Origin of the sequence: Arsenophonus endosymbiont of Bemisia tabaci Q2, from assembly GCF_902713415.1 — a bacterium.
In the GTDB taxonomy this organism is placed as follows: domain Bacteria; phylum Pseudomonadota; class Gammaproteobacteria; order Enterobacterales; family Enterobacteriaceae; genus Arsenophonus.
On sequence record NZ_CACTIE010000088.1, the window covers coordinates 1 to 23620 of the forward strand.

The window sequence follows — 23620 nt, forward strand, 5'->3', positions numbered from 1 at the left end:
TTTTCTTCCTTTAGCTCCCCAGTTCTTGAGACCAACACACCGTTGACTTTTCGGGGAATAGCCGTGAGTCCGCGGGGTATCGTATCAAAAACCACTTTCATCAATAAAAACAATATTCTTACCTTCTTTTTCATACTGTTTTTTGTTGAAACGTTTGTCGAGTGTTTTCGTCGGCTTTCGGATGACGTAGAGTTTTTTATAGGTCAATCCCATTTTTTGAGAGCTTGCCAAATGGCCTTCTAACAAACGCCAAAACGCTCTGCACGCTCTTTTTGGTAAGCATCTGGATATTGTTCAACATCTTTTATCAACTCGGATTTATCGATTTTTCTCTGACGCGTAGTCGATGCTTTCGGCTCTATTTGATTAATCCAACGCGATACAAATGCAGAGCGAATCCAAAATTGCTTCACTGTTTCTCGGATACTCAACCCTTCTTCTTCCATCGTAAATATCACTTTACTTCTAAAATCAATTGAATAGCTCATATAAATAATGTCATCACAATTAAGTCGCTTAGCTATATAGATGAAGAGACTGCTACTCATTAGACTAAAGTTGATGTTTCACCCGGTAAAATACTTTCCATTGGACGTTGACCGTACCTCATCGAACTACCAGTTGGGAGTATTTTATCACAAAACAAAATTGGGATCCTAATGCGGCGTTAGCCCGTATCTCATTTGATCTACAACCATTTTTCAGTCGTACACAGATGGGGGCAAATGCCTTCATTTGAGGTCTAAATTGATTGTAATGTACCATATCGTACCGGTTATCAGGTTATTTTAGGTGTATGGACAATTTACAATGCTGGCAATGCATTTTATCAAGTGATAGATGCTAATATGAAACCTTAGTTATTTTTCACTAACTGGCTAAATATTGTCATAATTGTATTTAATAAAATTGTCATTTTTTTGGAGGTAAGCTAAAACTTGCCTCTACATTATTTTTAGTTTCGATAGCGAGAGCAGGACGATTTATTTTTATTTTAATTGCTGCTTTTTATCAATGATAAGTTAAATATATCTTCTAACTGAATGTCATTCAGTCAAATTTTATTTTTTCGTTTAAATTAAATTTAACAAAAAAATATTTAGTTTTATATATAGAGTAATCGATTTATTTCATATCTTATAAAGACTATTGAATTAAATATTATTCTATTAGAAATAGAAGATAAATAAAAAAATGTTTATTAGATCTGTCATTGCTACTATATTTTCCTGTGTTTCTGCGAATGCCTGTCCAGCAAGTAAAAATACTCTATCACTAGATTATGCACAAAGTCATCTACAATTTAAAGATGAAGAATTTCAGGATAAACCAAAGGGTATTAATATTAAATATCGTTATGAAATTGATAATCACTGGGGTTTTATTGGTTCGTTGACTTATACTAATCAAGAAGATTATTTGAAAATTTATGATATTAAAGTTGCTAATGTAGCTATAATTTATTCTTCATTAAGTTTTGGTCCTAGCTATCGTTTTAATCGCAATATTAGTCTCTATGGCTTAATTGGATCGGCTCGTGGTAGCGTTGAGGCAAAGTCATCATTCGCAAATGCTTTCAAAGATACTGAAATTGAATTAGTTTATGGTGCGGGTTTACAAATTAATCCGGTGGAGAATTTAGCTATTGATGTTACATATGAACATACTAAATTATCTTTCGAACATACTAATTTAAAAAATATAAAAGTCGGCACATGGATGCTTGGTGTTGGTTACCGGTTCTAATTTGATTAGCAAAATAAAAACTCACTACAAGTCATAATTGATGGATTTGTAGTGAGGGAATAGGGTGTTTAGGTAATTTTAAAAATAATTTATTTTATCGTATCAATAGATTAGTTTTTTATTTTAATAAATAAACTTAATACAAATAAAGCACTGGCACAGATCACAACCGAGGGCCCTGCTGGTGTATCATAATAAGCAGACAGAGCAAGTCCAGCCGTCACTGCAAACATACCAATAATAATAGCAACTACTGCCATTTGCTCTGGTGTTTTGGCAAATCGTCTACCAGTAGCGGCGGGAATAATTAATAATGATGTAATAATTAAAGCCCCAACAAATTTCATGGCAATACCTATGGTAAGGGCAGTAACCAGCATTAATAATACCCTAAGCTGCTGTATTTTTACGCCATCAACAAAAGCTAAATCCTGATTAACAGTTATTGACACTAAATTACGCCATTGCCAGACAATAATTGAACAAACAATAGCAACACCTATCCCGATTGAAAAAACATCCTCGGTGGTTACCGATAATAGATCACCAAATAAATAAGCCATCAAATCCATACGAACATTGTCCATTAAACTGACGACGACTAATCCAAGTGATAGGGCACTATGCGCCATTATGCCTAATAAGGTATCGATGGCCAGATGTGGGCGCTTTTCTAGCCAGGTTAATAAAATTGCAAGAAGAAGGGTGATAGCAATAACGGCATAAAACAGATTAACATTGAGTAATAAACCAAAAGCGATACCAAGTAATGAAGCATGAGCGAGAGTATCACCAAAATATGACATACGCCGCCAGACAACGAAAGAGCCTAGTGGTCCTCCGGCAATGGCTAAAAGCATACCAGCTAACCACCCAGGTAGTAATAATTCAATCATGATGACAGTTCCCTGTAGGTTTATCATCAATCTCATTATTTAAATCGCATTGATGATTATGATGATGGTGGCGATAGATACCGATTTGTTCTATCCCACGATGGCCGAACATAGCAATAAATTCGGGATCTAAAACCATATCCTCTGGCCGGCCAGAGCAGCATATTTTTTTATTAATACAGAGTACTTTATCAGTTTTTGCCATCACAAGGTGGAGATCATGTGAAATCATAAAAACAGCACAATTTGATTCGGTACGAATATTATCAATTAGATTATATAAAGCGACTTGACCATTGATATCTACGCCTTGTGTAGGTTCATCTAAAACAAGTAATTGTGGTTGATTCAGTAAAGCCTGGGCAAGTAGAACACGTTGAGTTTCCCCGCCTGATAGTTTTTGCATTTGTTGCTCGATAAGATGATCAGCGCCGACACGTATTAAAGCAGGAATAATATTAGTAGTTTTTACTCCAGATTTTAGTGTCATAAAACGTTTAACGGTCAAAGGCATTGTCATATCCAGCGATAATTTCTGTGGCACATAACCGATGCGCAATTTAGCTTGGTAAATTATTTCTCCTTGACTAGGGGTAATTAGGCCGAGAAGTATTTTAGCTAGCGTAGATTTACCAGCACCATTTGGCCCCAATAGTGTTAATATTTCTCCAGCATATAGATCAAAGGAGATGTTTTCGACAATTTGGTGTGAACCAAAACTAACAGCAATATTTTTTAAGCTTAATAGCGTTTGCATGCTAAATAATTCTTGCAGGATGGTTAAAGAGTTATAATATAACATTATCAAAATTAGTCTATGGAAACTATTCTATGTTACACAAAACAAAAAAAATTGTTCAAAAAACTATGGAAAAAAAATACATTCTTGCTGGACTATTACTCAATTTCTTATCTACTACTCAAGCTGATGTAGTTACGTCAATTCGTCCGTTAGGTTTTATTGCCGTAGCCATTACTAATGGTGTTACTGAGGTACAAATATTATTACCTGATGGTGCTTCACCCCATGATTATATTTTAAAACCTTCCGATCTGGAAAAAATCAAAACTGCTGATCTTTTCATTTGGGTTGGCTCAAATTTAGAAACTTTTTTAGAGAAACCATTAGCACAATTACCCACTGAAAAACTAATCACATTAGCTGAACATCGAGCTATAAAAGCACGCTTACTGAAAAGCAGCGAAGATAGCACAGCGGTAAATAATAAAAATTCTCATGGTCATCACCATGAGCATCATTCACATGGTGAGTATAATATGCACATCTGGTTATCACCAGACATTGCACGTATTGCTGCTAATATTATCCACCACCGATTAGTGGCTTTATATCCTAAATATAAAAAACAGTTGGACGTAAACCTTCGTAAATTCGATGAGAAATTCACGCAAACTGATCAAAATATTGCTAAGATGTTACAGTCGGTTGGAGATAAGCGATATTTTGTTTTTCATGATGCTTATGGTTACTTTGAAAAACGCTATCATTTAGCCTCGTTAGGTTATTTTACTATTAATCCTATCATTCAGCCTGGCGCCCAAAGACTATATCAAATAAGAACAATGTTGGCTCAGAAAAAAGCAGTTTGTGTTTTTGCTGAACCACAATTCAGGCCAGCGGTGATTAAAGCTGTTATAAAAGATACCGATGTATATATGGGGACATTAGATCCATTAGGGAGCTGCATCGGATTAAGTAAGGATAGCTATGTGGAGTTTTTAACAGCGTTATCTAATCAATTTAAAAGTTGCTTGGATAAGAACTAGAAGGAATTTAATACGTGCAGCAGATGGCGAAGACTATCGTTAAGGTATATGGCAATTTGCCTAAACCGCATAAAATTATGCTAGGCACATTAACCATAGCAACATTGGCTGTCGCAATTTGGCGGCCTGTTGTTATTCAACCCGATGATAAAGATGAAAATATTTCTCAAGAATCATTGCTAATAAAACCAGGTATTATTCTTGGTATTAAAGATAAAAGTGAAACTAATACCAGCCAAGTAGATAACTCGGATACCGATGATATTATCACCGATAGCAGCGAACAGTTACCTGATGAAGGGGTAACTGATGAAAAGGGAGCTGATACACCTGATGAACATGTTGTTTCAAACGGTGATAATCTGACTAGTATTTTAACTCAGTATGGTTTAGATGCTGGTGATGTGGCCGCTCTTTCTAATCAACACCGAGCGTTACGGAATTTGCAAATAGGGCAAACGTTAAGCTGGGAATTAAATAAAGATGGAGAATTACAGACACTGATATGGATTATTTCACAGCGTGAAACACGTGTTTATACTCGCCAAGATGCCTCTAGTACTTTTAATGAAGAGAAGCAAATTCGTCAAGGTGTTTGGGCTGATAAGGTTATCCAAGGTAAAATAAATGGTAATTTTACCTCTAGTGCAGTTAATTCAGGCTTAACATATAACGAAGCACGTGAAGTGTCTAAAGCACTACAATGGCAGATCGATTTGCGTAAGCTAAAGTCAGGTGATAAATTTTCGGTCTTGTTAAGTCGTGAAATGCTTGATGGGCACAGTGAACAGAGTCGTTTGTTGGGGGTTTATTTATTAACTAATGGTAAGAATTACTATGCCTTCCGAGCTGAAAATGGTCGCTATTATGATAGTGAAGCTAATGGCTTAGAGCGCGGTTTCTTACGTTATCCTACAGCCAAAACCTTTAGAGTCTCTTCTCCTTTTAGTTTGCGTCGTATAAATCCGGTAACAGGGCGTCCAGCTCCTCATGAGGGAGTTGATTTTTCTATGCCCGTCGGGACACCAATATTAGCGGTTGGTGATGGTGAAGTTATTGTGGCGAAATATAGTGGAGCGGCCGGTAATTTTATTGCTATTCGTCATGGGCGTCAGTATACCACTCGTTATATGCATTTACGTAAATTATTGGTTAAACCAGGTCAGAAAGTAAAAAGAGGTGAACGCATAGGATTATCAGGTAATACTGGACGTACTACCGGCCCTCATCTTCATTATGAGTTATGGTTTAATCAGCGGGCAGTTAACCCATTAACAGCTAATTTACCTCACTCAGGTGGATTAACAGGTAAAGATCATCAACTCTTTCAGGCATCGGTTAAAGAGAATAAATCCAAGCTGGCAAGCGATTAATATGATTTTTGTTAGCTAATTAGGTTGTAAACTAACATTTTATTTACTGCCATAATTATTTTTTGTAAATCATAAGGTTAATATTATAATGTATCTCAGATTTTAGATTTTTATACGTTGTATTTGATTGTACTAATGAATAAAGAACAGGATACAGATAGTAAACTTGGTTATATTCCTACCTTTCATCGTATTTACCTACATCCCAGATATTGGGGGATGTGGGTTGGTGCATTCCTATTAGCTGGAACAGCTTATTTGCCTATTAAGTTACGCGATCTGTTACTGGCAAAAATGGGTAAGTTAATTGGTAAGTTAGCAAAAAGCTCGGGTAGGCGGGCAAAAATTAATTTGCTTTATTGTTTTCCAGAATTGACGGAGCAGCAAAGAGAGAAATATGTTGATGAAATGTTTGCTGTAGCACCGCAATCTTTTGGAATATTAGCCGAATTAGTTTTACGCGGCGTAGATAAAACTTTAGCACGAACTCATTGGCATAATGAACAAATTATTGAACAATTAAAAGAGCAACAGCGTAATATTATTTTTATGGTACCTCATGGTTGGGCCGTTGATATTCCAGCCATGTTATTAGCGGCTCGAGGCCAAAAAATGGCAGCCATGTTTCATCATCAAAAGGATCCTGTGGCTGATTATTTATGGAACAAAGCGCGTCATCATTTTGGTGGTCGTTTACATTCTCGTGAAGCGGGCATTAAACCTTTTATTACTAGTGTCAGGCAAGGTTATTGGGGATTTTATTTACCAGATCAAGATCATGGTGAAGAACATACTGAGTTTGTTGATTTTTTTGCAACCTATAAAGCAACCTTACCGGGACTAGGGCGCTTGATGAAGGTTTGTAAAGCGGAGATTGTCCCATTATTTCCGGTTTATGACTATAAAACTCACCAATTACATATCTATATTCGTGAGCCAATGGCTGATATTGCTGGGCAAAGTAATCACTATATTGCCAGGCGCATGAACGAAGAGTTGGAATATTTAGTTAAACCTTATCTGGCACAATATACCTGGATATTAAAATTATTAAAAACGCGCAAAAACGGCGAGATAGAACCTTATTGCCGCGATGATCTTTATTGATAAAAAATACCGCTTGATAGCTAATCAAGCGGCGCAAGATACCAATAAAATTATTTATAATATATTTTTACTTTTTTATCCCATAATAAATGTAATAAAAAATGATATTTTTGATGAAATCAGACATTTTAATAAAAACAATTAGATATTTTGTTAGTCAGTTAAATTATGGATAAGCAACTAATTAATTAAGTTTATAAAATTTTTGTTTTATATTTTTGTCAAAATAACCTTTTCTTTTATAAGTCTCAAGTGTGACGATCCCTTCGGGTTCTTTAATGCCTGTATCCTGGTGGTTAATTAAATTTTTAGTGGTAATATTTATTGAAGATGGGATAATATATTCATTTTATATTTAGCAAACCATGTAAATTTTTTTTCGCTAGAATTAATTTGATTAATAATTAATTTTATTGATTGTGCGCCTTGAGAAAGTATATTTTTATTTTGATTTTCATCGTTATTAAGTTGTACTATTACGCTTTTATTAGTATTAAATCGCCAATATTGATTATATGATATACCATTATTATCAGGTGCTTTAATGTCGATATTATCTTCACCTTTATCAGATATTGTAAACTTATTTAATTTATTTTTCTATTGTAGAATAAATTATTATTCCGTTATATTTTATTTTTTGATTGATTGCTAATTTTGGTGTTGATAATAAACTAAGAGCCAATAAACAGTAGCTGAAATTATTTTTTCATGCATATTTAAATCTCTTTAACAAATAAATGATAAAGAATCTCTTTTTCTTTAGTGGCAAGAAAAGTAAAAAGTCAGATATTTTATCAATTAAAATCTAAATTTTTAGTTTAATTAATTTCATATTCAATTAATTTATATTATTTTTTCTAATTCATTTATTAGAAATAATAATGACTGGGTCATAAAAAATCGGTAAAAATGATAGTAATATTTTACGTAATTAAAAACCCCGTGTATATAATGGGGTTAAATGTATTTATGATGTGAAATTATTCGACTTTTAATATTCGGAAGATATTGCTGCTACCAATCTGACCCATTTGATCGCCCTGGGTGACTAAGACTAAATCAGCTGGCTCAATATAATTTTTTCCAGCAGGCATTGAATGGCATTTTTAATAGCATTAATCGTATTAGTTTCTTTATTACAATAAATCGGGGTTACGCCACGGTATAGCTAAGCGTCTTAATTTTGATTACAAAATATATGTTTTTTCCAATATAAATTTACTGATATAAAGTAATTACTTGTAATCATTTTAAAGTCGCCAAGCTATATTTTGTAATCAAAATTAAGACGCTTAGCTATATTATAAAAAAATTCCGGATAAGGAATTAAAAAAGACATTCCTGTTTAAAATCGATGGTTCAATTAATCTTTCTTAAATAGCTTTAGTCATTAAGCTTGCTTAAAGGCCAAGGTAAATTAGCCTTTAAAAATAGATTAATTGGGAGATACGTTATCAGAGTTAGATAATTGGTAATCACGTTTTTCTTCAGGTAAACAACGGGGAGAATTATCCTCATTAACAGCAACGTAAGTGAAAATGGCTTCGCTGGCTCGATAATCTTAGCCTACTGGCTCACTGGAAATTTTCTTGGCCCAAACTTCAATATTGATGGTAATAAAGGTGTTACCTGTTTTAATGCAGCGAGCATAACAACAAATTACATCGCCGACTGAGACTGGTTTTTGGAACGTGATCCCATTGACGGCGACAGTAATAACAAGACCAAGTGCAATTTCTTTTGCTAAAATTGCACCGCCAATATCCATTTGTGACATTAGCCATCCGCGGAATATATCACCATTAGCATTTGTATTGGCCGGCATTGGTAATGTACTGAGAACTAATTTTCCTTGTGGTAATTGTTGTTGTGCCATGAAAAATTTACTTCTTTTATTTGCCACAATATACCTGCTGGAAGTAGGTATCTGTTGTTATCAGATCAATTACTTTTTTCTTTAGGGAGATGTTTATAGATATACACCATGCTAAGTATTGCAAATATTAGTGTGACCGCGGTCAAACCAAAAACTTTAAATTTAACCCAGACATCCTGAGGTAGCCAAAAGGCAACATAAATATTTACTAGTGCACAGATAGCAAAAAAGATTGCCCATGATAAATTTAATTTATGCCAAATCTCATCAGCTAAATGGATCTCTTTACTCAGCATTCTCTCGATTAATGGTTTTTGGGTAAAATATTGGCTGACTAACAGTGCTAGTGAAAAAATAGCGTAAATAACTGTCACTTTCCATTTAATAAAAAGATCACTGTGGAAAATCAACGTCAATCCAGCAAAAATGATCACGATGACTAAAGTAATTAACGAACTTTTTTCAATTTTTTTGTAGATAAGATAAATGGGCAGCATCGATAAAGCGGTGGCAATCATTAATGCGCCAGATGCGTAAAAAATATCTACTTTTTTATATACAATAAAGAAAAAAATGAGAGGAATAAAATCTAATAGTTGTCTCATGAGGGCGCTTATTCTGATCCTTTTCGAGTAAATATGAATTTTTATAATTATTTGATAAGTAAATTATAAAATATGCTATTGCCAATTTTTTTATATTATATTACCTTAATTGATAATAATGTTACACAGTGAGTAGGTATATATTTTTATCAAAAAATTATCTACTGAGCAATAAAATTCACTATTAATATATTGAAGTAATTAACTTGTTATTACGAATACAGTGCGATTTTCAGTCAGCACGTTGGTTTTTTAATTAATGTTTAATTGTTTAAGTTAATAGTAAATTTTTACCACGCCATCTAATGGTAAATAATAGTCGTGGTATTTTTATTTGGTTAATTTTTTGTTTTTACAACTAACATATAAAGGCGGAAAAAATAGATCAATGTAAAAGAGGTAAGTAAATTATTCAATGTAAAAGAGATAATATTATTCACCATACTCGGTAAAAAACGAAATTGTCCAAGTAGCATAGTGAGTAACATTTGCAATGCTAGCCAAAGTAATAAAATTGCTAGAATTAACCACCAATGACGTAATGCTATTTTCCAACTTTGACTCATGGCTCGTAGCGGCATAATGTTTTTGACGGTTATTAAGATGATGGGTGATAAGGAAAAACCGATAGCTAAAATGATACCCGGTAAGATGAATAGCATAAAGCCAAAATAAATTATAATTGTGCATATAACTAACAAAATTAACATGTTAGGTAATATACGTAACGAAAGCACAAAAGCTTGCCCTGCACTGATGCTATTGCCGGTACTGAGTTCTGACAAATAAGTAACTACTGAAGAAACTAATAATATTAATCCGATAAAAACAGCAGCCAATGAGAGTAGTGAGACTCTCATCATTATCGATTTTTCTTCATCAGATAATTGACTTACCCAGGTTAAAAGTGAAATTGAGTCATTTTGACCACCAAGGGTTTTGGAAATGGTTGCCATTTCATCGATGGGAACCAGAAAATAATAAAGTATTAGACTGATGGTAGCTGAAATGAATGACAGGATAAAAAGGCCGCTCAGCTGATTTTTAAAAAAATTAAAGCTATCGCTGATAAGTGAGTTGGCCGTAATGGACATGAGAACTGCTCCTATAACTGGTTTTTATCATCACATTTTAATTGTATATTGTAACTGACAGTGAAGAGAGCGTATAGCTTTTCTATAGTAAAGCTATTGCTATATAGCTGGGCGACTTTAAAGTGATTACAAGTAATTACTCTATATCAGTAAATTTATATTGGAGAAAAACATATATTTTGTAATCAAAATTAAGACGCTTAGCTATATCAGTAAATTTTGTGGTTATTCTATAAGTAAGGATAAAATACTAAAAATAGAGTGATATTTATATTATAGTAATTTTGAATATAAAAATGTAATGATTGGTTTTGATAATTGATATGGTAATGACTTTATGATGATAAAAGCGATTATTTTATTATCTGATTTGAGGGGCCAATAGCGATAAATTATATTTATTTCAGCCCCTATATAGGGGCTGAAAAGTAAAACAATCATCGTATTTTCATCGAATCAATGACTGATTGTACACCTGCTACACCTTGTGTTACTTGAATTGCACGCTGAGCGTCGGCACGCGAACTGAAAAAACCGCTCAATTGCACATGACCTTTAAAGGTTTCAACATTGATTTGCGTTGATTTCAAGTTTTTTTCTGCCAATAATGCTGTCTTTACTTTAGTTGTAATAACCGTATCATTAATATATCCACTAGTTCCTTCTGTTTTTGGTGTTGGAGCACAAGCAGAAAGGAATAATCCCATAAATAGCACGGTACAGAGCGCTGTCATTGATTTAAGATATTTCATTATTCAATTCTCCATTAATACGAGGGTTATTTTTATTTATCGTATACGAGTGCTAAATGAAAATTTCATCGCAGTCAATATACTGATTATTGATGAAATATAGCTAAGCGACTTAATTTTGATTACACCATATTGAGTGCGAACAAAATATCTGTGTCGCATCCGAGTGCTCTTTTTTATGTTTTTCTCCAATATAAATTTACTGATGATATAGAGTAATTACTTGTAATCATTTTAAAGTCGCCCGGCTATATTCCACCATATGCCCCGCATCGATGATGACTTGTTGAATACTCTGTTTCTTGTGAAAAGTTGCATCATCCATCATGATTACACTATTTTTAGGAAGTACTGGGATAAGGACTTGGGTGACCCATGCATAGAAAACATCGCTGTTAATATTGATATCAAATAATCCGATAGCAAACAGCGTTGTGCCCAATAAAGCTCCGATAACATTTTCTTCCTTTAGCTCCCCAGTTCTTGAGACCAACACACCGTTGACCTTTCGGGGAATAGTCGTGAGTCCGCGAGGTATCGTGTAAAAAACCACTTTCATCAATAAAAACAATATGCTTGCCTTCTTTTTCATACTGTTCTTTTTTGTTGAAACGTTTGTCGAGTGTTTTCGTCGGCTTTCGGATGACGTAGAGTTTTTTATAGGTCAATCCCATTTTTTAAGAGCTTGCCAGATGACCTTCTGAAAAACGCCAAAACGCTCTGCACGCTCTTTTTGGTAAGCATCTGGATATTGTTCAACATCTTTTATAGCTAAGCGTCTTAATTTTGATTACAAAATATATGTTTTTCTCCAATATAAATTTACTGATATAGAGTAATTACTTGTAATCACTTTAAAGTCGCCCAGCTATAACAGACATTTTCATCACAAAAATAGTGATTAAAAAATAATTCCTGTCGCTATCCAACCACAATAGGCCAAACTGACCAACTCAATACAAATCAGAACTTTATTCAGCATTTTGCTAAAATTTGTTTGATTGTTAATCCTTTTTGCATAGTTAATAAATCCTTCTCTAGCTTCACCTCTAGACAAATTAAGTATTTTGAAAAAATTAACGTTCAAGGTTGACATTGCTACCGCCAATACAATCAAACACCAAACCAGTGCAACACCAACGTTAAAAAACGGATTATTTTTAAAAACAACACCAGAAAAATCAACATAGAGAGAATGCAATGCACCCAACTTTCCTTAACGCTATCTATTATTTTTTCACTTATTTTTCCTATTTACACTGTGTTTTGATGTACTGCTGTAGATATTCCGTCTGCTTTTCTTTTTCAACTATCATCGCTCTGAGACGAAAATAATCCTGTCTAGCTGCCTCACCAAGTTGTGGGGTGGCTTCATCACATCTGCTCTTGGCGGTAGTGGTTTTAGGTATTCGACACACGGCGTTGACGCGCAACCGCTTAGTGCCAGCGCGAACAGCATCATCGAGCTTGGAAATTTTAGCTTTGGCATTTTTCATTTCCTCGATGCGTTGAATATCAATCTTTTGCAAAGCATCGATCTTATCCTGTTGTAATTTCACGGCATCAATTTGCTCTTGATAATGCTGTTTTAGCGCTTGATAGTTTTGTTTGATGGTTTGATAACGTTCGTTGATGAAAACGAGTGACAAAACCAATGCGACAATAATCGCTACGATAAATGTGTAAGGTCGCCATAACATATTACGCTCTCTATTTCCCGACGGGTCATTAACCCTTTCCACTTTTACCATCAACATAAACCCATCGCTTCATCTCATCACAAGCGCCCTTTCCGTCATTGGCGTTGAGGTTTTTAAGTAATATGGATTTCGCAAAATTCCCCACGCCCACGTTGTAAGCAAATGAGTAAAGCGCTGCTTGAGTCAGTATATTGATATTGACCTTAACCAGCGGGTCAACATGACGCTTTACCACTTTCAAATCGTCACCAAGCCACACTTATCACATTCGGCTTTGGTGTACCGTTCCGGTTACGCTCAATATCATTGCCTGTGTGACCGTAGCAAACAGAAAGAATACCACCCCCGTCAAAATACGGTTTAAGTCTTAACCCTTCGAAATGCGTTATCATGCTTGAGGCCAAAAACAACGCGCTACCGCCCATTGCCATCAATATTTTTTCGGTATTTTCATACTGACGCTCCTTGAGTTTGTACTCCCTTCGGCGGTAGTAACACGTTGATTAAAAATGTCCCTATCGTGCAGATAATACCTATCACAGCTACCCACTGTTCGAGCGTGAGAATGCCAATAACAGTTGTCGCCCCAGCCTATAGATACGACAAGGGGCTGGAATATTTTTCCATCATGTAATTTCTTCCGGTGAGGTTTTGAGGTGTTGAGGCGTGAATGTTTATTAAATTTTCTAGTTTTGATGATCTCGGTAATAGCAATCGCCTTTTTTCATTTTCGGCTTCCCGCTTAAAAGCCACATATAGCTAAGCGACTTAATTTTGATGACATTATTTATATGAGCTATTCAATTGATTTTAGACGTAAAGTGATATTTACGATCGAAGAAGAAGGGTTGAGTATCCGAGAAACAGCGAAGCAATTTCAGATTGGCGCTGCATCTGTATCGCGTTGGATTAATTAAATAGAGCCAAAAGCATCGACTACGCGTCAGCGAAAAATTGATAAATCCGAGTTAATAAAAGATGTTGAACAATATGCAGATGCTTACCAAAAAGAGCGTGTAGAGTGTTTTGAGGTTTTTCAGAAGGTCATCTGGCAAGCTCTTAAAAAAATGGGATTGACCTATAAAAAACTCTACGTCATCCGAAAGCCGACGAAAACACTCGACAAACGTTTCAACAAAACAACAGTATGAAAAAGAAGGCAAGCATATTGTTTTTATTAATGAAAGTGGTTTTTCACACGATACCCCGCGGACTCACGGCTATTCCCCGAAAGGTCAACGGTGTGTTGGTCTCAAGAACTGGGGAGCTAAAGGAAGAACAAATGTTATCGGCGCTTTATTGGGCACAACGCTGTTTGCTATCGGATTATTTGATATCAATATTAACAGCGATGTTTTCTATGCAGGGGTCACCCAAGTCCTTATCCCAGTACTTCCTAAAAACAGTGTAATCATGATGGATAATGCAACTTTTCACAAGAAACAGAGTATTCAACAAGTCATCATCGATGCGGGGCATATGGTGGAATATTTTTGCCTACCTATTCGCCAGATCTTAATCCAATTGAACATATAGCTGGGCGACTTTAAAATGATTACAAGTAATTACTCTATATCAGTAAATTTATATTGGAAAAAAACATATATTTTGTAATCAAAATTAAGTCGCTTAGCTATAGTATGAGCTGGATGGTACTCTGTTTAGCAGGCACGATTGCGGTTGGTTTTTTTGCCATTGATTATTTTGATCTGCATCCCACCGTTGCCGGTGCGGTTATGGCTAATCCTGAGCGAGTATTTATGGAATTAGCCATTATTTTATTTAATCCTTGGCTGGCAGGGATATTGTTATCAGCCATTTTAGCTGCTGTGATGAGTACCTTAAGTTGTCAATTATTGGTTTGTTCCAGTGCGTTGACTGAAGATCTCTATAAACCGTTTATCAAACCTAAAGCTCGCCAGCGAGAGTTAGTTTGGGTTGGTCGTGCCATGGTGTTAGTGGTGGCGGCAATAGCTATTTTTATTGCTCGTGATCCCAATAATAAAGTATTGGTTTTGGTTAGCAACGCCTGGACGGGCTTTGGCGCGGCCTTTTTTCCAGTGATCTTAATTTCTGTCTTGTGGCAACGTATAAATTGCTATGCTGCTTTAGCCGGTATACTGGTCGGTGCCTTAACGGGTATTGATATGGATGCAATATAAGTGGTTTGGTTTATATGAAATTATTCCCGGTTTTATTTTTGCCTCAATCGCCATTGTTGTCGTTAGCCTGTTAACTACCGTACCTAGCCAGAGCGCTGTGAAACGCTTTATTAAAGCCGAAGCTGAGTATAAAGCCAGCCAATAAGTCGCAACTAATAGACGCGCTAAATTTAGCGCTTTGCAAGCTAATGCATCGACGTTGTTATATAACCAGATCAATAGTAATGATTTCATGGCTTGATGCTATTTTTAGCCGCTAACTATAGCTAAGCGACTTAATTTTGATGACATTATTTATATGAGCTATTCAATTGATTTTAGACGTAAAGTGATATTTACGATGGAATAAGAAGGGTTGAGTATCCGAGAAACAGCGAAGCAATTTCGGATTGGCTCTGCATCTGTATCGCGTTGGATTAATCAAATAGAGCCAAAAGCATCGACTACGCGTCAGCGAAAAATCGATAAATCCGAGTTGATAAAAGATATTGAACAATATCCAGATACTTACCAAAAAGAGCGTGCAGAGCGTTTTGGCGTTTGTCAGAAGGCCATTTGGCAAGCTCTTTAAAAAATGGGATTGACTTATAAAAAACTCTAGGTCATCCGAAAGCCGACGAAAACACTCGACAAACGTTTCAATAAAAAACAACAGTATGAAAAGAAGGCAAGCATATTGTTTTTATTGATAAAAGTGGTTTTTCACACGATACCCAGCGGACTCACGGCTATTCCCCGAAAGGTCAACGGTGTGTTGGTCTCAAGAACTGGGGAGCTAAAGGAAGAACAAATGTTATCGGTGCTTTATTGGGCACAACGCTGTTTGCTATCGGATTATTTGATATCAATATTATAGCTAAGCATCTTAATTTTGATTACAAAATATATGTTTTTCTCCAATATAAATTTACTGATATAGAGTAATTACTTGTAATCATTTTAAAGTCGCCCAGCTATAAATGGGCATAAGCTAAATGCAAAAAAAAGCGCTCGGATGCGACACGGATATTTTGTTCGCACTCAATGTGGTGTAATCAAAATTAAGACGCTTAGCTATATCTAAAGATGCGTTTGATGATCAATGTACTCGTGCGAATCCTCGCTTTCCGTTGATCGCTGAACTAAAACAAATTATATTAGATTCATACTATGGTAATAATTTTACTGAAGAGAAAAATATATTTCTGCAAACAGAGGAAAAAAGTCATCTAGTAAAATAATCTACTTAATAAACATTTTATTTGTAACCATTTAGTTAAAAATTAGCACTGAATATATATTCGGTGCTTTTTTAATCGCAAAATATTTTACCAATCCTTATTTAAAATAATTTAAAACTAAAATAGTTATCTTACGTAATTAATTTTCATTTAAGAATAATAACCTAATATGGGGAGTTAAAAATTATTTAAATAGAACAACGGAAAAAGGTTTTTCACCTGCCTCTATACATTTTGTGTGATTAATTGCATCCATATAATGTCTACGACAGACTGAGATATATTTTTCATTACCACCAATTTCAATCTGTTCTCCCTAATAGACAGCAAGCCCATTATCATCTAATCGCAAAACCCTACTTGCTTTATGACCACAATAAAAAATGGTTTTTAGTTTAATAAGTTTATCTACCCAAGCTAACAGATAGTGACTGCCAATAAATAACTCACGACGAAAATCTGCTCTTAATCCATAACACAAAACCGGTATATTGGCATAATCAACAATTTAAAAAAGCTGACTAACTTTCTCTTTAGTTAAAAACTGACACTCATCAACAAGCACACAATGAATTTTTTGTCCGCTATTTTTTTATTAATCTCCCCATATCTGTCTGTTGCGAAAAATAATATTGCATCTGCAGCTAAATCAATTCTGAAGGTTACTTTACCTTGAACAAATCGGGTATCAATCTCAGCGGTGAAAATAAGCGTATTCATTCCCCGTTCATTATAATTATATGAAGACTGAAGACTGAAGACTGAAGACTGAAGACTGAAGACTGAAGTAGTGAAGTAGTGAAGTAGTGAAGTAGTGAAGTAGTGAAGTAGTGAAGTTGATTTACCAGCATTCATTGCTGAATAATAGAAATAAAGCTGAGCCATTAGCCCTTTCTTCTTACCTATTTAGACAAATATTTTGAAAGTTTACCAAATACATTATCAAAAATTATTTTTCATTTCATTTGATTATAAATATTGATAAGTAACATAACAGATTTCTTAGTAATGTTTATAGTCATGAAAAAATTCGTATCTTTAAATGTCACGTTCTACAAACAACATCTTTATTTTAAAAAAGTATGTGATAAGAAAAGATTATTAATAACTAACATTCATCAAAAAACTTAGATACCCAGTAGTGATAACTCAAGAAAAGCTTAATAAGAAAACTCTTTTACACATATTAAGTTAAAATTTAGTTTATATTACATACCATAAAGTTGAATAAAAATAAAAAACATCATCTTTATATCTGAATGAAATTCAAATATAAAATCAGTTCTATCATTTTTGTATAGATTTTTAATTATCTATGGTATCTAATATAAGATAAATAATATTTTTATAGTGAAAGCTTATATTGCTTTTGCAAAGTAGTTTAAGTTTAAAAAATAAATTTAACCTTATTTTGTAACTTCACTATTGCAGAAAATAAAATAGCATTCTATTATTAGTAGACATCAGCCAACATTCATTTTAATTCGAGACTAGGAAAATGAGCGATTCATTGAAATATTTTAAATCATTAAATAACATTCGTACCTTACGTGCGATAGCAAGAAAAATGCCGTTAGAATCATTGCAAGAAATACATGATAAATTTAATACCGTTGTAGATGAACGTCGTGAAGATGAAAATCAAGCAAGAGCACAATTAGAAGCTCATAGTCAAAAAATTGCAAAATATATTAAATTACTGGAAGGAGAAGGACTCAGTTTAGATGATCTAGTTACTGCAAAAACTCCTTCAAAAACATCTAACCGTACTAAACGCGCAGCAAGACCGGCTAAATTTCAATATAAAGATGAAAATGGTGAAATCAAAACCTGGACCGGTCAAGGTCGTACACCAGCTGTGATCAAAAAAGCACTAGGGGAAGGTAAAGATATGGATGATTTTTTAATCTAAATGTCCTTTCCCTACTTTAAAAATACCCTTTATATAAAGGGTATTTCTGTTACACATATCATTAACATTTATTACACAATAAATAACAAATCTCAATAAGGTCTAATATATCAAAGCGTAAAACTCTGCTCGCTAAGATAAATACTAAATACATTTACATACCAGCCACTTTTCACTAATAACTAACCATACCTTTCCTATAATAAAGAAACCGGCATAAAAATGTACAACTACTATTAATATAAATATTTTGTTATCAGCGATACACAATGTAATGTAAATTTTTGTTGTCTAAACATTTCAAATTATTCCTTCAAGAAATAGTATCGTTTTTTTATTGCCATAAAGTCCATGCATTCAATGTTCATTATTAGACTTCTCTCTATTTTATTTTGTTAGAGAGGTTGTTAAATTTCATTCTATTCATTATGAAAAAATTTACTATAGAAATAATAAACAGATTACTTTATAAACAAAAAATAAACGGCTAATCTGATACAAGATAAATCAATTAAATATAATTACTATACTTTTTTATCATAATTATGATCAGTGTTAACATAAATATTATTGATAAAAGCTCATGCGCTAACAAAAGAAATTTTAGCTAGCAACTGAAGTGATATATGATCAGCAAAATCAAATTATTATTTGAAATAGTTTGTAATATCTCCATTTAAACAACATCCTTGCCTACTTATATAATTAATAAATCTCATTTTAATTTTACGCATAAATAGAACTTGTTAAAATAAATTTGTAATAACAAATAGGCAATTTTGTATAAAAATACCATGTAGGTTTTTTATTGATTTGAATCAAATTTATCGACAATTAGCAATCTAAGATATTTTTTTAGCCACGCGGAAAACTCATCACCTAAAAATTCATGCTGCATAGCATATTCAACAAATGCTTTCATATAACCCAATTTATTACCGCAATCATGGCTTTTACCGTGTAAATGATAGGCTCCAACAGGTTCTCCTTCTATTAACATTTCAATCGCGTCAGTTAACTGGATTTCATCACCTGCTCCCATTGGTGTTTTCTCTAATAAAGGCCAAATTTTGTCTGACAATACATAACGCCCCACGATAGATAAATTAGATGGCGCCAGTTCAATTTTAGGTTTTTCAACAACGCCTTTAATAATTTTGCTTTCACCGGCTTTTAATTCATAACTATCACAATCTACAACACCATAATTCGATACAGACTCCTTTGGTACCGGCTCAACAAGAATTTGGCTGGCTGATGTTTCATGATAACGTTTCAGCATCGCTGTTAAATTATACTGTTTCAAATCCGAAGAATATTGATTAATAATTACATCCGGTAAAACTACAGCAAAAGGCTCCTCTCCTACCAATGGTTTTGCACATAAAATGGCATGTCCAAGCCCTTTTGCGATACCTTGTCTCGTTTGCATGATTGTGACATGACTTGGGCATATGGATTGTACATCATTTAATAATTGCCGTTTAACGCGCTTTTCCAAAATTGCTTCTAATTCAAAACTGGTATCAAAATGGTTTTCTATTGAGTTCTTTGAAGAGTGAGTGACTAATATAATTTCATGAATACCAGCAGATATACATTCATTTACTACATACTGAATAAGTGGTTTATCCGCTAAAGGTAACATTTCTTTAGGGATCGCTTTGGTTGCCGGCAACATGCGAGTTCCTAATCCCGCGACAGGAATAACAGCTTTGCTAACTTTTTTTTCTGCTTTTTTTAATTTCATTTTTTCTACCAAGTTACCTAAATACAATATACTAATGAAATGTGACAGATAGATTTTCAACAACTTTTGTGGCGAGTATAGCAGTAAAATGTACCAAATAAATAGCAAACTAGAGAAAATTGGCCTATGTTAACAATCCTGCAAAAAGTAAATAATTATAATATTTCTACCAATGAATTAAACATTAAAGTCATTCGATGTTTATGATTCCATATTTTACATTGCCAATCTATTCCTTTTTCCATTATTTTCTGATAAGCAGTTGATTGTAAGCTACCCAATGGTGCACTTGATGACAATTCGACTTCTTTATTCTCAGTTTTTAATTTTAAATTAAATCCTGCTGAAGCTAATACAATTGTTTTACTTTCAGTATGAAAATAACTTAATAAAATTGAAAATTGTCCTTTAATACCTAAATCAATTAATAAAGTGTTTATTTTCTCAAGCATTTCACTAATATTAAATAATTTGTTTGATTGACTATTAAAATAGGTTTTCAATAATTCATTAAATGCAATTCTAAGTAATAATGCAGCCATAACGCCATCACCCGAAGAATACTCAATATCAAGGCAATAAAAACCTATTTGTTTATCAGAAAGCTCTGCAAAATCAAATAATAGTCCAATTTTATTAATATATTTTAGCTGCCGATAATTAATTTTATAATTTGCCAGTGTTTGATTTACTTTGGGTTTTAGCTCAAGTAAAACTGGCAAAATATCATGCTTTTCGTGCTGGATCATTTTCTGAATATGAGAAAGCTCAGCAGATAATGGATAATGCAACTTTTCACAAGAAACAGACTATTCAACAAGTCATCATCGATGCGGGGCATATGGTGGAATATTTTCCTACCTATTGAACATAAATGGGCACAAGCTAAATGCAAAAAAAAGAGCGCTCGGATGCGAAACAGATATTTTGTTCGCACTCAATATGGTGTAATCAAAATTAAGTCGCTTAGCTATAGCATCAGATCAACCATAATTTTGCCCAATTCATATTTTACCTATTGATTAATATATTTTTCAATTGCATCAATAAATCGATTCAAAATACTACCCATGTGCTTTAGATTTATAAAAATAACAGCTATTTTTCATGCTAAGCTCATCTAGTGGTAGAAAAATAATGTCAGGGGTTGATTAAAAGATTTCGGGTAATTTATCGGTTAAACCGATGTAATCACCATTTTGTATTAATCCATCGCAAAAACCACTGTTTTCCATCCACCTGATATTGATTCTATTTGCCCCTATCGTCGTTTTTGATTCTATATCTCGAATAAATTGACTCTTATATAAAACTGGATCACATAGCCAAGAAAATTAATTCAATAATTTTAATAGATTCTTTTCAGCATGTTCGTAAAGTTGTTTACGACAAAATATACCAATGGCCTCTTTTTGTAATTTTTTAACAAAATAAAACGTTCACTTAGAATTTTTTCTGAACTTAAAATTAAAATATTGCCATCATAATCTGATATTTCATTTACTTTATCATAATCAAATTTTAAAATGTTTATTGGTATTTTATTAATACCTTCTGTTTGATAAATTTTTATTAAATAATGGTTTTTACCCCAGTCATAATAAATATTAACCACATTAGGAAATTTATTACAAAAATATATTTTGGTAATTTCTTTTCCTGCAAATATAATTTTTTTAAATCATTATAAAGCTCTTGCCCTTCCTTTGTTAAACATGCCGCATTTTTTCATTTTAAACAACGTTTTACCTAATATGGCCTCAAAATATTTAATTGATTTTTCGACAGGGGGCGCCCTGCGGTGCAATATTCTAGCCGCTTTAGATAATGAACCTTGTTCAACAACTTCCATAAAATCTTCTAACTTTTTTGAGAAAAACATAATGATTACTTCACTTCAATCTTAAATATCAAATAGAAAAATTTAAATATCTATTTAATAATTTATAGCTGACACAGAAATTCAAAAAGAATACCTTTTTACAGCTCTTTAAGAGAAAAGCACTTGGGCTAATAATTTAAAGAAAAATAATTAAACCTGGCTAATTAATTGCATAAATTGATTTTTAGCAAACGACATCATTACATCTAACTGTTATTTTTTGAAAAAATAAATTTTCATTTAGTGCATTTTTAATTATATCTTATTAATTTTAATTAAATTAATTATTTTTTAAATTTATATATTTTTAAAATTTAACCACTGCTAATCATACTAAACAATTTAAATATAAAAATAACTCATTAATAAATAAAAGAAAATATTTTATATAATAGGTTACATTTATATATTCAATCTTATAAAATATTTTTATAAATATATTTCAATTAGGTAACCAATTCGAATGAAATTTGTCTCATTTAACATTAATAGCCTAAGAGCACGCATCCACCAACTTGAAGCTATCATCGAAAAACATCAACCTGATGTCATCGGCTTACAAGAGACCAAAGTTGATGATAGTGCATTCCCTTTAGAGCAGGTTAATCAGTTAGGCTATTATATCTGCTACCATGGACAAAAAGCATATTATGGTGTCGCGCTATTTTGCAAACAAAAACCAATCACTATTCAAAAGGGATTTCCTGGCGACGATATTGATGCCCAGCGCCGTATTATTATGGCAGATATTGAAACAGAAAAAGGCACAATTGCCATAATAAACGGTTATTTCCCACAAGGTGAATGCCGTGATCACCCAACAAAATTTGTTGCAAAAGCAAAATTTTATCAAGACTTGCAACTTTATCTGCAAAATAATCTTTCTCCTCAATCGCATATCATTCTTATGGGAGATATGAATATTAGTCCAACAGATCATGATATCGGCATCGGTGAAATTAATAGAAAACGTTGGTTAAGTGCTGGAAAATGCTCATTTTTACCTGAAGAACGCGAATGGATGGATAAATTGAAATCCTGGGGATTAATCGATACTTATCGTCAAAAAAATCCAGCAATTACTGATCAATTTTCGTGGTTTGATTACCGTTCCAAGGGTTTTGTCAATAACCGAGGTCTGCGAATTGATTTGATTCTGGCCTCTAGTTCGTTGTTTTTCTGCTGTGGTGAAACAGGCATTGATTATGACATTAGAAGTATGGAAAAACCTTCAGATCATGCGCCTATTTGGGCGAAATTTGAGTTAAATTAAGTTAAAATCAAATGATAGTACTATTTTACGCTTAGCTATCATTTGATTGCCTTTTTTGACTAGCTTCCTTCTTCTTTACTGATAACGTTTTTTCCGTTTTCTCTTCGATGACCGATATCGTATGGAATATGGTTAAATCAGTTTGTTGTTTCGCTTGTTGGATTAACATTTTCAATGTATCTGCCAATGGTGAAATAAGATACTGATAATGAAACTGTTTTTCACTGATTTGGGTTAATTTAGACTCCCAGTAAGCAAGTCATATCAGGCAATACTGCCACCAGCGGTAAAACTTTATATAAGGCGATGCCTGTTGGCGCATTATAGATATAACGACCTTTTTTAACCAAAAACTTATATTTTGTAATCAAAATTAAGACGCTTAGCTATATTACTTTACCCTGCTCGCAAAATAACTCATCTTTTACCTTTACCTCAGGGGGTGGCATACCATCATTATCCGCATCCAGTTCCTTAGTAT

General features: G+C 33.5%; 31 protein-coding genes and 6 pseudogenes. 15 read left to right on the top strand and 22 right to left on the bottom strand.

The features are described from left to right. Window positions 1-84: 84 nt before the first annotated feature. Complete coding sequence (locus tag ARSQ2_RS12580; protein WP_238334317.1) at window positions 85-246, bottom strand: hypothetical protein; 162 nt, start codon at window positions 244-246, stop codon at window positions 85-87. Beyond that, on the bottom strand, window positions 240-488 hold the full coding sequence (locus ARSQ2_RS04865) for an IS630 transposase-related protein (RefSeq protein ID WP_181994553.1): 249 nt from the start codon (window positions 486-488) through the stop codon (window positions 240-242). The genes ARSQ2_RS12580 and ARSQ2_RS04865 overlap by 7 nt, the downstream gene beginning before the upstream one ends. A 107-nt stretch (window positions 489-595) precedes the next feature. Between ARSQ2_RS04865 and ARSQ2_RS13645 the strand changes: the two genes are divergently transcribed. The 3 genes from ARSQ2_RS13645 to ARSQ2_RS04875 all read left to right on the top strand — a co-directional run bounded on the left by ARSQ2_RS13645 (window position 596) and on the right by ARSQ2_RS04875 (window position 1746). Beyond that, complete coding sequence (locus tag ARSQ2_RS13645; RefSeq protein ID WP_255487465.1) at window positions 596-739, top strand: lytic polysaccharide monooxygenase; 144 nt, start codon at window positions 596-598, stop codon at window positions 737-739. A gap of 46 nt (window positions 740-785) precedes the next feature. Next, complete coding sequence (locus tag ARSQ2_RS13650; protein WP_420837740.1) at window positions 786-860, top strand: hypothetical protein; 75 nt, start codon at window positions 786-788, stop codon at window positions 858-860. Window positions 861-1194: 334 nt separating this feature from the next. Continuing rightward, window positions 1195-1746: an Ail/Lom family outer membrane beta-barrel protein gene (locus tag ARSQ2_RS04875; RefSeq protein ID WP_181994554.1), complete on the top strand. Its 552-nt coding sequence runs from the start codon at window positions 1195-1197 to the stop codon at window positions 1744-1746. A gap of 110 nt (window positions 1747-1856) precedes the next feature. Here ARSQ2_RS04875 and znuB read toward each other — a convergent pair whose 3' ends face one another. Continuing rightward, window positions 1857-2642, bottom strand: a complete 786-nt coding sequence (gene znuB / locus ARSQ2_RS04880; protein ID WP_181994555.1) for a zinc ABC transporter permease subunit ZnuB — start codon at window positions 2640-2642, stop codon at window positions 1857-1859. Beyond that, complete coding sequence (znuC, locus tag ARSQ2_RS04885) at window positions 2635-3399, bottom strand: zinc ABC transporter ATP-binding protein ZnuC (protein WP_181994573.1); 765 nt, start codon at window positions 3397-3399, stop codon at window positions 2635-2637. The genes znuB and znuC overlap by 8 nt, the downstream gene beginning before the upstream one ends. Before the next feature lie 74 nt (window positions 3400-3473). On the opposite strand from znuC, the gene znuA reads away from it, so the two are divergent. The 3 genes from znuA to lpxM all read left to right on the top strand — a co-directional run bounded on the left by znuA (window position 3474) and on the right by lpxM (window position 6910). After that, on the top strand, window positions 3474-4430 hold the full coding sequence (gene znuA, locus ARSQ2_RS04890) for a zinc ABC transporter substrate-binding protein ZnuA (RefSeq protein ID WP_181994556.1): 957 nt from the start codon (window positions 3474-3476) through the stop codon (window positions 4428-4430). A 23-nt stretch (window positions 4431-4453) separates the two neighbouring features. Beyond that, on the top strand, window positions 4454-5803 hold the full coding sequence (gene mepM / locus ARSQ2_RS04895; protein ID WP_181994557.1) for a murein DD-endopeptidase MepM: 1350 nt from the start codon (window positions 4454-4456) through the stop codon (window positions 5801-5803). A 135-nt stretch (window positions 5804-5938) separates the two neighbouring features. Beyond that, window positions 5939-6910: a lauroyl-Kdo(2)-lipid IV(A) myristoyltransferase gene (gene lpxM, locus ARSQ2_RS04900; RefSeq protein ID WP_181994558.1), complete on the top strand. Its 972-nt coding sequence runs from the start codon at window positions 5939-5941 to the stop codon at window positions 6908-6910. A 1438-nt stretch (window positions 6911-8348) separates the two neighbouring features. Here lpxM and yciA read toward each other — a convergent pair. The 12 genes and pseudogenes from yciA to ARSQ2_RS14160 all read right to left on the bottom strand — a co-directional run bounded on the left by yciA (window position 8349) and on the right by ARSQ2_RS14160 (window position 13480). Further along, a pseudogene (gene yciA / locus ARSQ2_RS04905) lies at window positions 8349-8789 on the bottom strand (acyl-CoA thioester hydrolase YciA). 65 nt (window positions 8790-8854) lie between these two features. Next, complete coding sequence (locus tag ARSQ2_RS04910; RefSeq protein WP_181994559.1) at window positions 8855-9394, bottom strand: septation protein A; 540 nt, start codon at window positions 9392-9394, stop codon at window positions 8855-8857. A 338-nt stretch (window positions 9395-9732) separates the two neighbouring features. After that, entirely contained in the window at window positions 9733-10488 is a 756-nt protein-coding gene (locus ARSQ2_RS04915; protein ID WP_181994560.1) for a YciC family protein, read from the bottom strand. Window positions 10489-10925: 437 nt separating this feature from the next. Further along, entirely contained in the window at window positions 10926-11240 is a 315-nt protein-coding gene (locus ARSQ2_RS04920; RefSeq protein ID WP_181994561.1) for a BON domain-containing protein, read from the bottom strand. 36 nt (window positions 11241-11276) lie between these two features. Then, window positions 11277-11432, bottom strand: coding sequence for a hypothetical protein (locus tag ARSQ2_RS04925; RefSeq protein WP_181994562.1), 156 nt, complete (start codon window positions 11430-11432; stop codon window positions 11277-11279). A 37-nt stretch (window positions 11433-11469) separates the two neighbouring features. Then, window positions 11470-11832, bottom strand: a complete 363-nt coding sequence (locus tag ARSQ2_RS04930; RefSeq protein ID WP_181994563.1) for a transposase — start codon at window positions 11830-11832, stop codon at window positions 11470-11472. 72 nt (window positions 11833-11904) lie between these two features. Continuing rightward, window positions 11905-12009 carry an IS630 transposase-related protein gene (locus ARSQ2_RS14730; protein ID WP_181994574.1) on the bottom strand — a complete coding sequence of 35 codons (105 nt, stop codon included), beginning with the start codon at window positions 12007-12009 and terminating at the stop codon, window positions 11905-11907. A 132-nt stretch (window positions 12010-12141) separates the two neighbouring features. Then, complete coding sequence (locus ARSQ2_RS04940; RefSeq protein WP_181994564.1) at window positions 12142-12450, bottom strand: hypothetical protein; 309 nt, start codon at window positions 12448-12450, stop codon at window positions 12142-12144. A gap of 40 nt (window positions 12451-12490) precedes the next feature. Further along, window positions 12491-12991: a lysis protein gene (locus tag ARSQ2_RS04945; RefSeq protein ID WP_338078246.1), complete on the bottom strand. Its 501-nt coding sequence runs from the start codon at window positions 12989-12991 to the stop codon at window positions 12491-12493. Further along, window positions 12969-13175, bottom strand: coding sequence for a glycoside hydrolase family protein (locus ARSQ2_RS14150; RefSeq protein WP_338078242.1), 207 nt, complete (start codon window positions 13173-13175; stop codon window positions 12969-12971). Before ARSQ2_RS14150 ends, ARSQ2_RS04945 begins: the two co-directional genes overlap by 23 nt. A 10-nt stretch (window positions 13176-13185) precedes the next feature. Then, window positions 13186-13371 (bottom strand): glycoside hydrolase family protein, encoded by a 186-nt coding sequence (locus ARSQ2_RS14155; RefSeq protein ID WP_420837741.1) that lies wholly within the window; start codon window positions 13369-13371, stop codon window positions 13186-13188. Between the two features lie 19 nt (window positions 13372-13390). Continuing rightward, complete coding sequence (locus tag ARSQ2_RS14160; protein WP_338078244.1) at window positions 13391-13480, bottom strand: hypothetical protein; 90 nt, start codon at window positions 13478-13480, stop codon at window positions 13391-13393. 251 nt (window positions 13481-13731) lie between these two features. Between ARSQ2_RS14160 and ARSQ2_RS04965 the strand changes: the two are divergent. From ARSQ2_RS04965 to ARSQ2_RS14735, 6 genes and pseudogenes are all read left to right on the top strand, one after another. Beyond that, window positions 13732-14091, top strand: a pseudogene (locus tag ARSQ2_RS04965) (IS630 transposase-related protein). Between the two features lie 25 nt (window positions 14092-14116). Beyond that, window positions 14117-14476, top strand: coding sequence for a transposase (locus ARSQ2_RS04970; protein ID WP_238334319.1), 360 nt, complete (start codon window positions 14117-14119; stop codon window positions 14474-14476). A gap of 101 nt (window positions 14477-14577) precedes the next feature. Beyond that, window positions 14578-15247 (top strand): annotated as a pseudogene (locus ARSQ2_RS04975) (sodium:solute symporter family transporter); the annotation flags it as partial. A gap of 210 nt (window positions 15248-15457) precedes the next feature. Next, entirely contained in the window at window positions 15458-15673 is a 216-nt protein-coding gene (locus ARSQ2_RS04980) for an IS630 transposase-related protein (protein WP_181994567.1), read from the top strand. A 113-nt stretch (window positions 15674-15786) separates the two neighbouring features. After that, window positions 15787-15885: pseudogene (locus ARSQ2_RS12585) on the top strand (hypothetical protein); the annotation flags it as partial. 272 nt (window positions 15886-16157) lie between these two features. Continuing rightward, a pseudogene (locus ARSQ2_RS14735) lies at window positions 16158-16322 on the top strand (hypothetical protein); the annotation flags it as partial. A gap of 184 nt (window positions 16323-16506) precedes the next feature. Here the strand turns inward: ARSQ2_RS14735 and ARSQ2_RS04990 are convergent. Then, window positions 16507-17207 (bottom strand): annotated as a pseudogene (locus ARSQ2_RS04990) (thymidine kinase). A gap of 613 nt (window positions 17208-17820) precedes the next feature. Here ARSQ2_RS04990 and ARSQ2_RS04995 point away from each other — a divergent pair. Continuing rightward, on the top strand, window positions 17821-18234 hold the full coding sequence (locus tag ARSQ2_RS04995; RefSeq protein ID WP_181994568.1) for an H-NS family histone-like protein: 414 nt from the start codon (window positions 17821-17823) through the stop codon (window positions 18232-18234). A gap of 805 nt (window positions 18235-19039) precedes the next feature. Here ARSQ2_RS04995 and galU read toward each other — a convergent pair. Both galU and ARSQ2_RS05005 read right to left on the bottom strand, forming a co-directional pair. After that, window positions 19040-19984: a UTP--glucose-1-phosphate uridylyltransferase GalU gene (galU, locus tag ARSQ2_RS05000; RefSeq protein WP_181994578.1), complete on the bottom strand. Its 945-nt coding sequence runs from the start codon at window positions 19982-19984 to the stop codon at window positions 19040-19042. Between the two features lie 155 nt (window positions 19985-20139). Further along, a complete protein-coding gene (locus ARSQ2_RS05005; RefSeq protein ID WP_181994569.1) occupies window positions 20140-20733 on the bottom strand; it encodes a hypothetical protein in 594 nt (197 codons plus the stop codon). 81 nt (window positions 20734-20814) lie between these two features. Between ARSQ2_RS05005 and ARSQ2_RS05010 the strand changes: the two genes are divergently transcribed. Further along, on the top strand, window positions 20815-21006 hold the full coding sequence (locus tag ARSQ2_RS05010; RefSeq protein WP_181994570.1) for a hypothetical protein: 192 nt from the start codon (window positions 20815-20817) through the stop codon (window positions 21004-21006). Between the two features lie 662 nt (window positions 21007-21668). Here ARSQ2_RS05010 and ARSQ2_RS14165 read toward each other — a convergent pair. Continuing rightward, the gene (locus ARSQ2_RS14165) at window positions 21669-21866 is read right to left on the bottom strand and encodes a helix-turn-helix domain-containing protein (RefSeq protein WP_338078245.1); all 198 of its coding nucleotides are present in this window, start codon (window positions 21864-21866) and stop codon (window positions 21669-21671) included. 463 nt (window positions 21867-22329) lie between these two features. On the opposite strand from ARSQ2_RS14165, the gene xthA reads away from it, so the two are divergent. Then, on the top strand, window positions 22330-23139 hold the full coding sequence (xthA, locus tag ARSQ2_RS05020; protein ID WP_181994571.1) for an exodeoxyribonuclease III: 810 nt from the start codon (window positions 22330-22332) through the stop codon (window positions 23137-23139). 31 nt (window positions 23140-23170) lie between these two features. Here the strand turns inward: xthA and ARSQ2_RS05025 are convergent, their stop codons facing one another. Both ARSQ2_RS05025 and ARSQ2_RS13655 read right to left on the bottom strand, forming a co-directional pair. Next, window positions 23171-23314, bottom strand: coding sequence for a hypothetical protein (locus ARSQ2_RS05025; protein WP_181994572.1), 144 nt, complete (start codon window positions 23312-23314; stop codon window positions 23171-23173). 64 nt (window positions 23315-23378) lie between these two features. Beyond that, on the bottom strand, window positions 23379-23510 hold the full coding sequence (locus ARSQ2_RS13655; RefSeq protein WP_255487466.1) for a hypothetical protein: 132 nt from the start codon (window positions 23508-23510) through the stop codon (window positions 23379-23381). Between the last annotated feature and the right edge of the window lie 110 nt (window positions 23511-23620).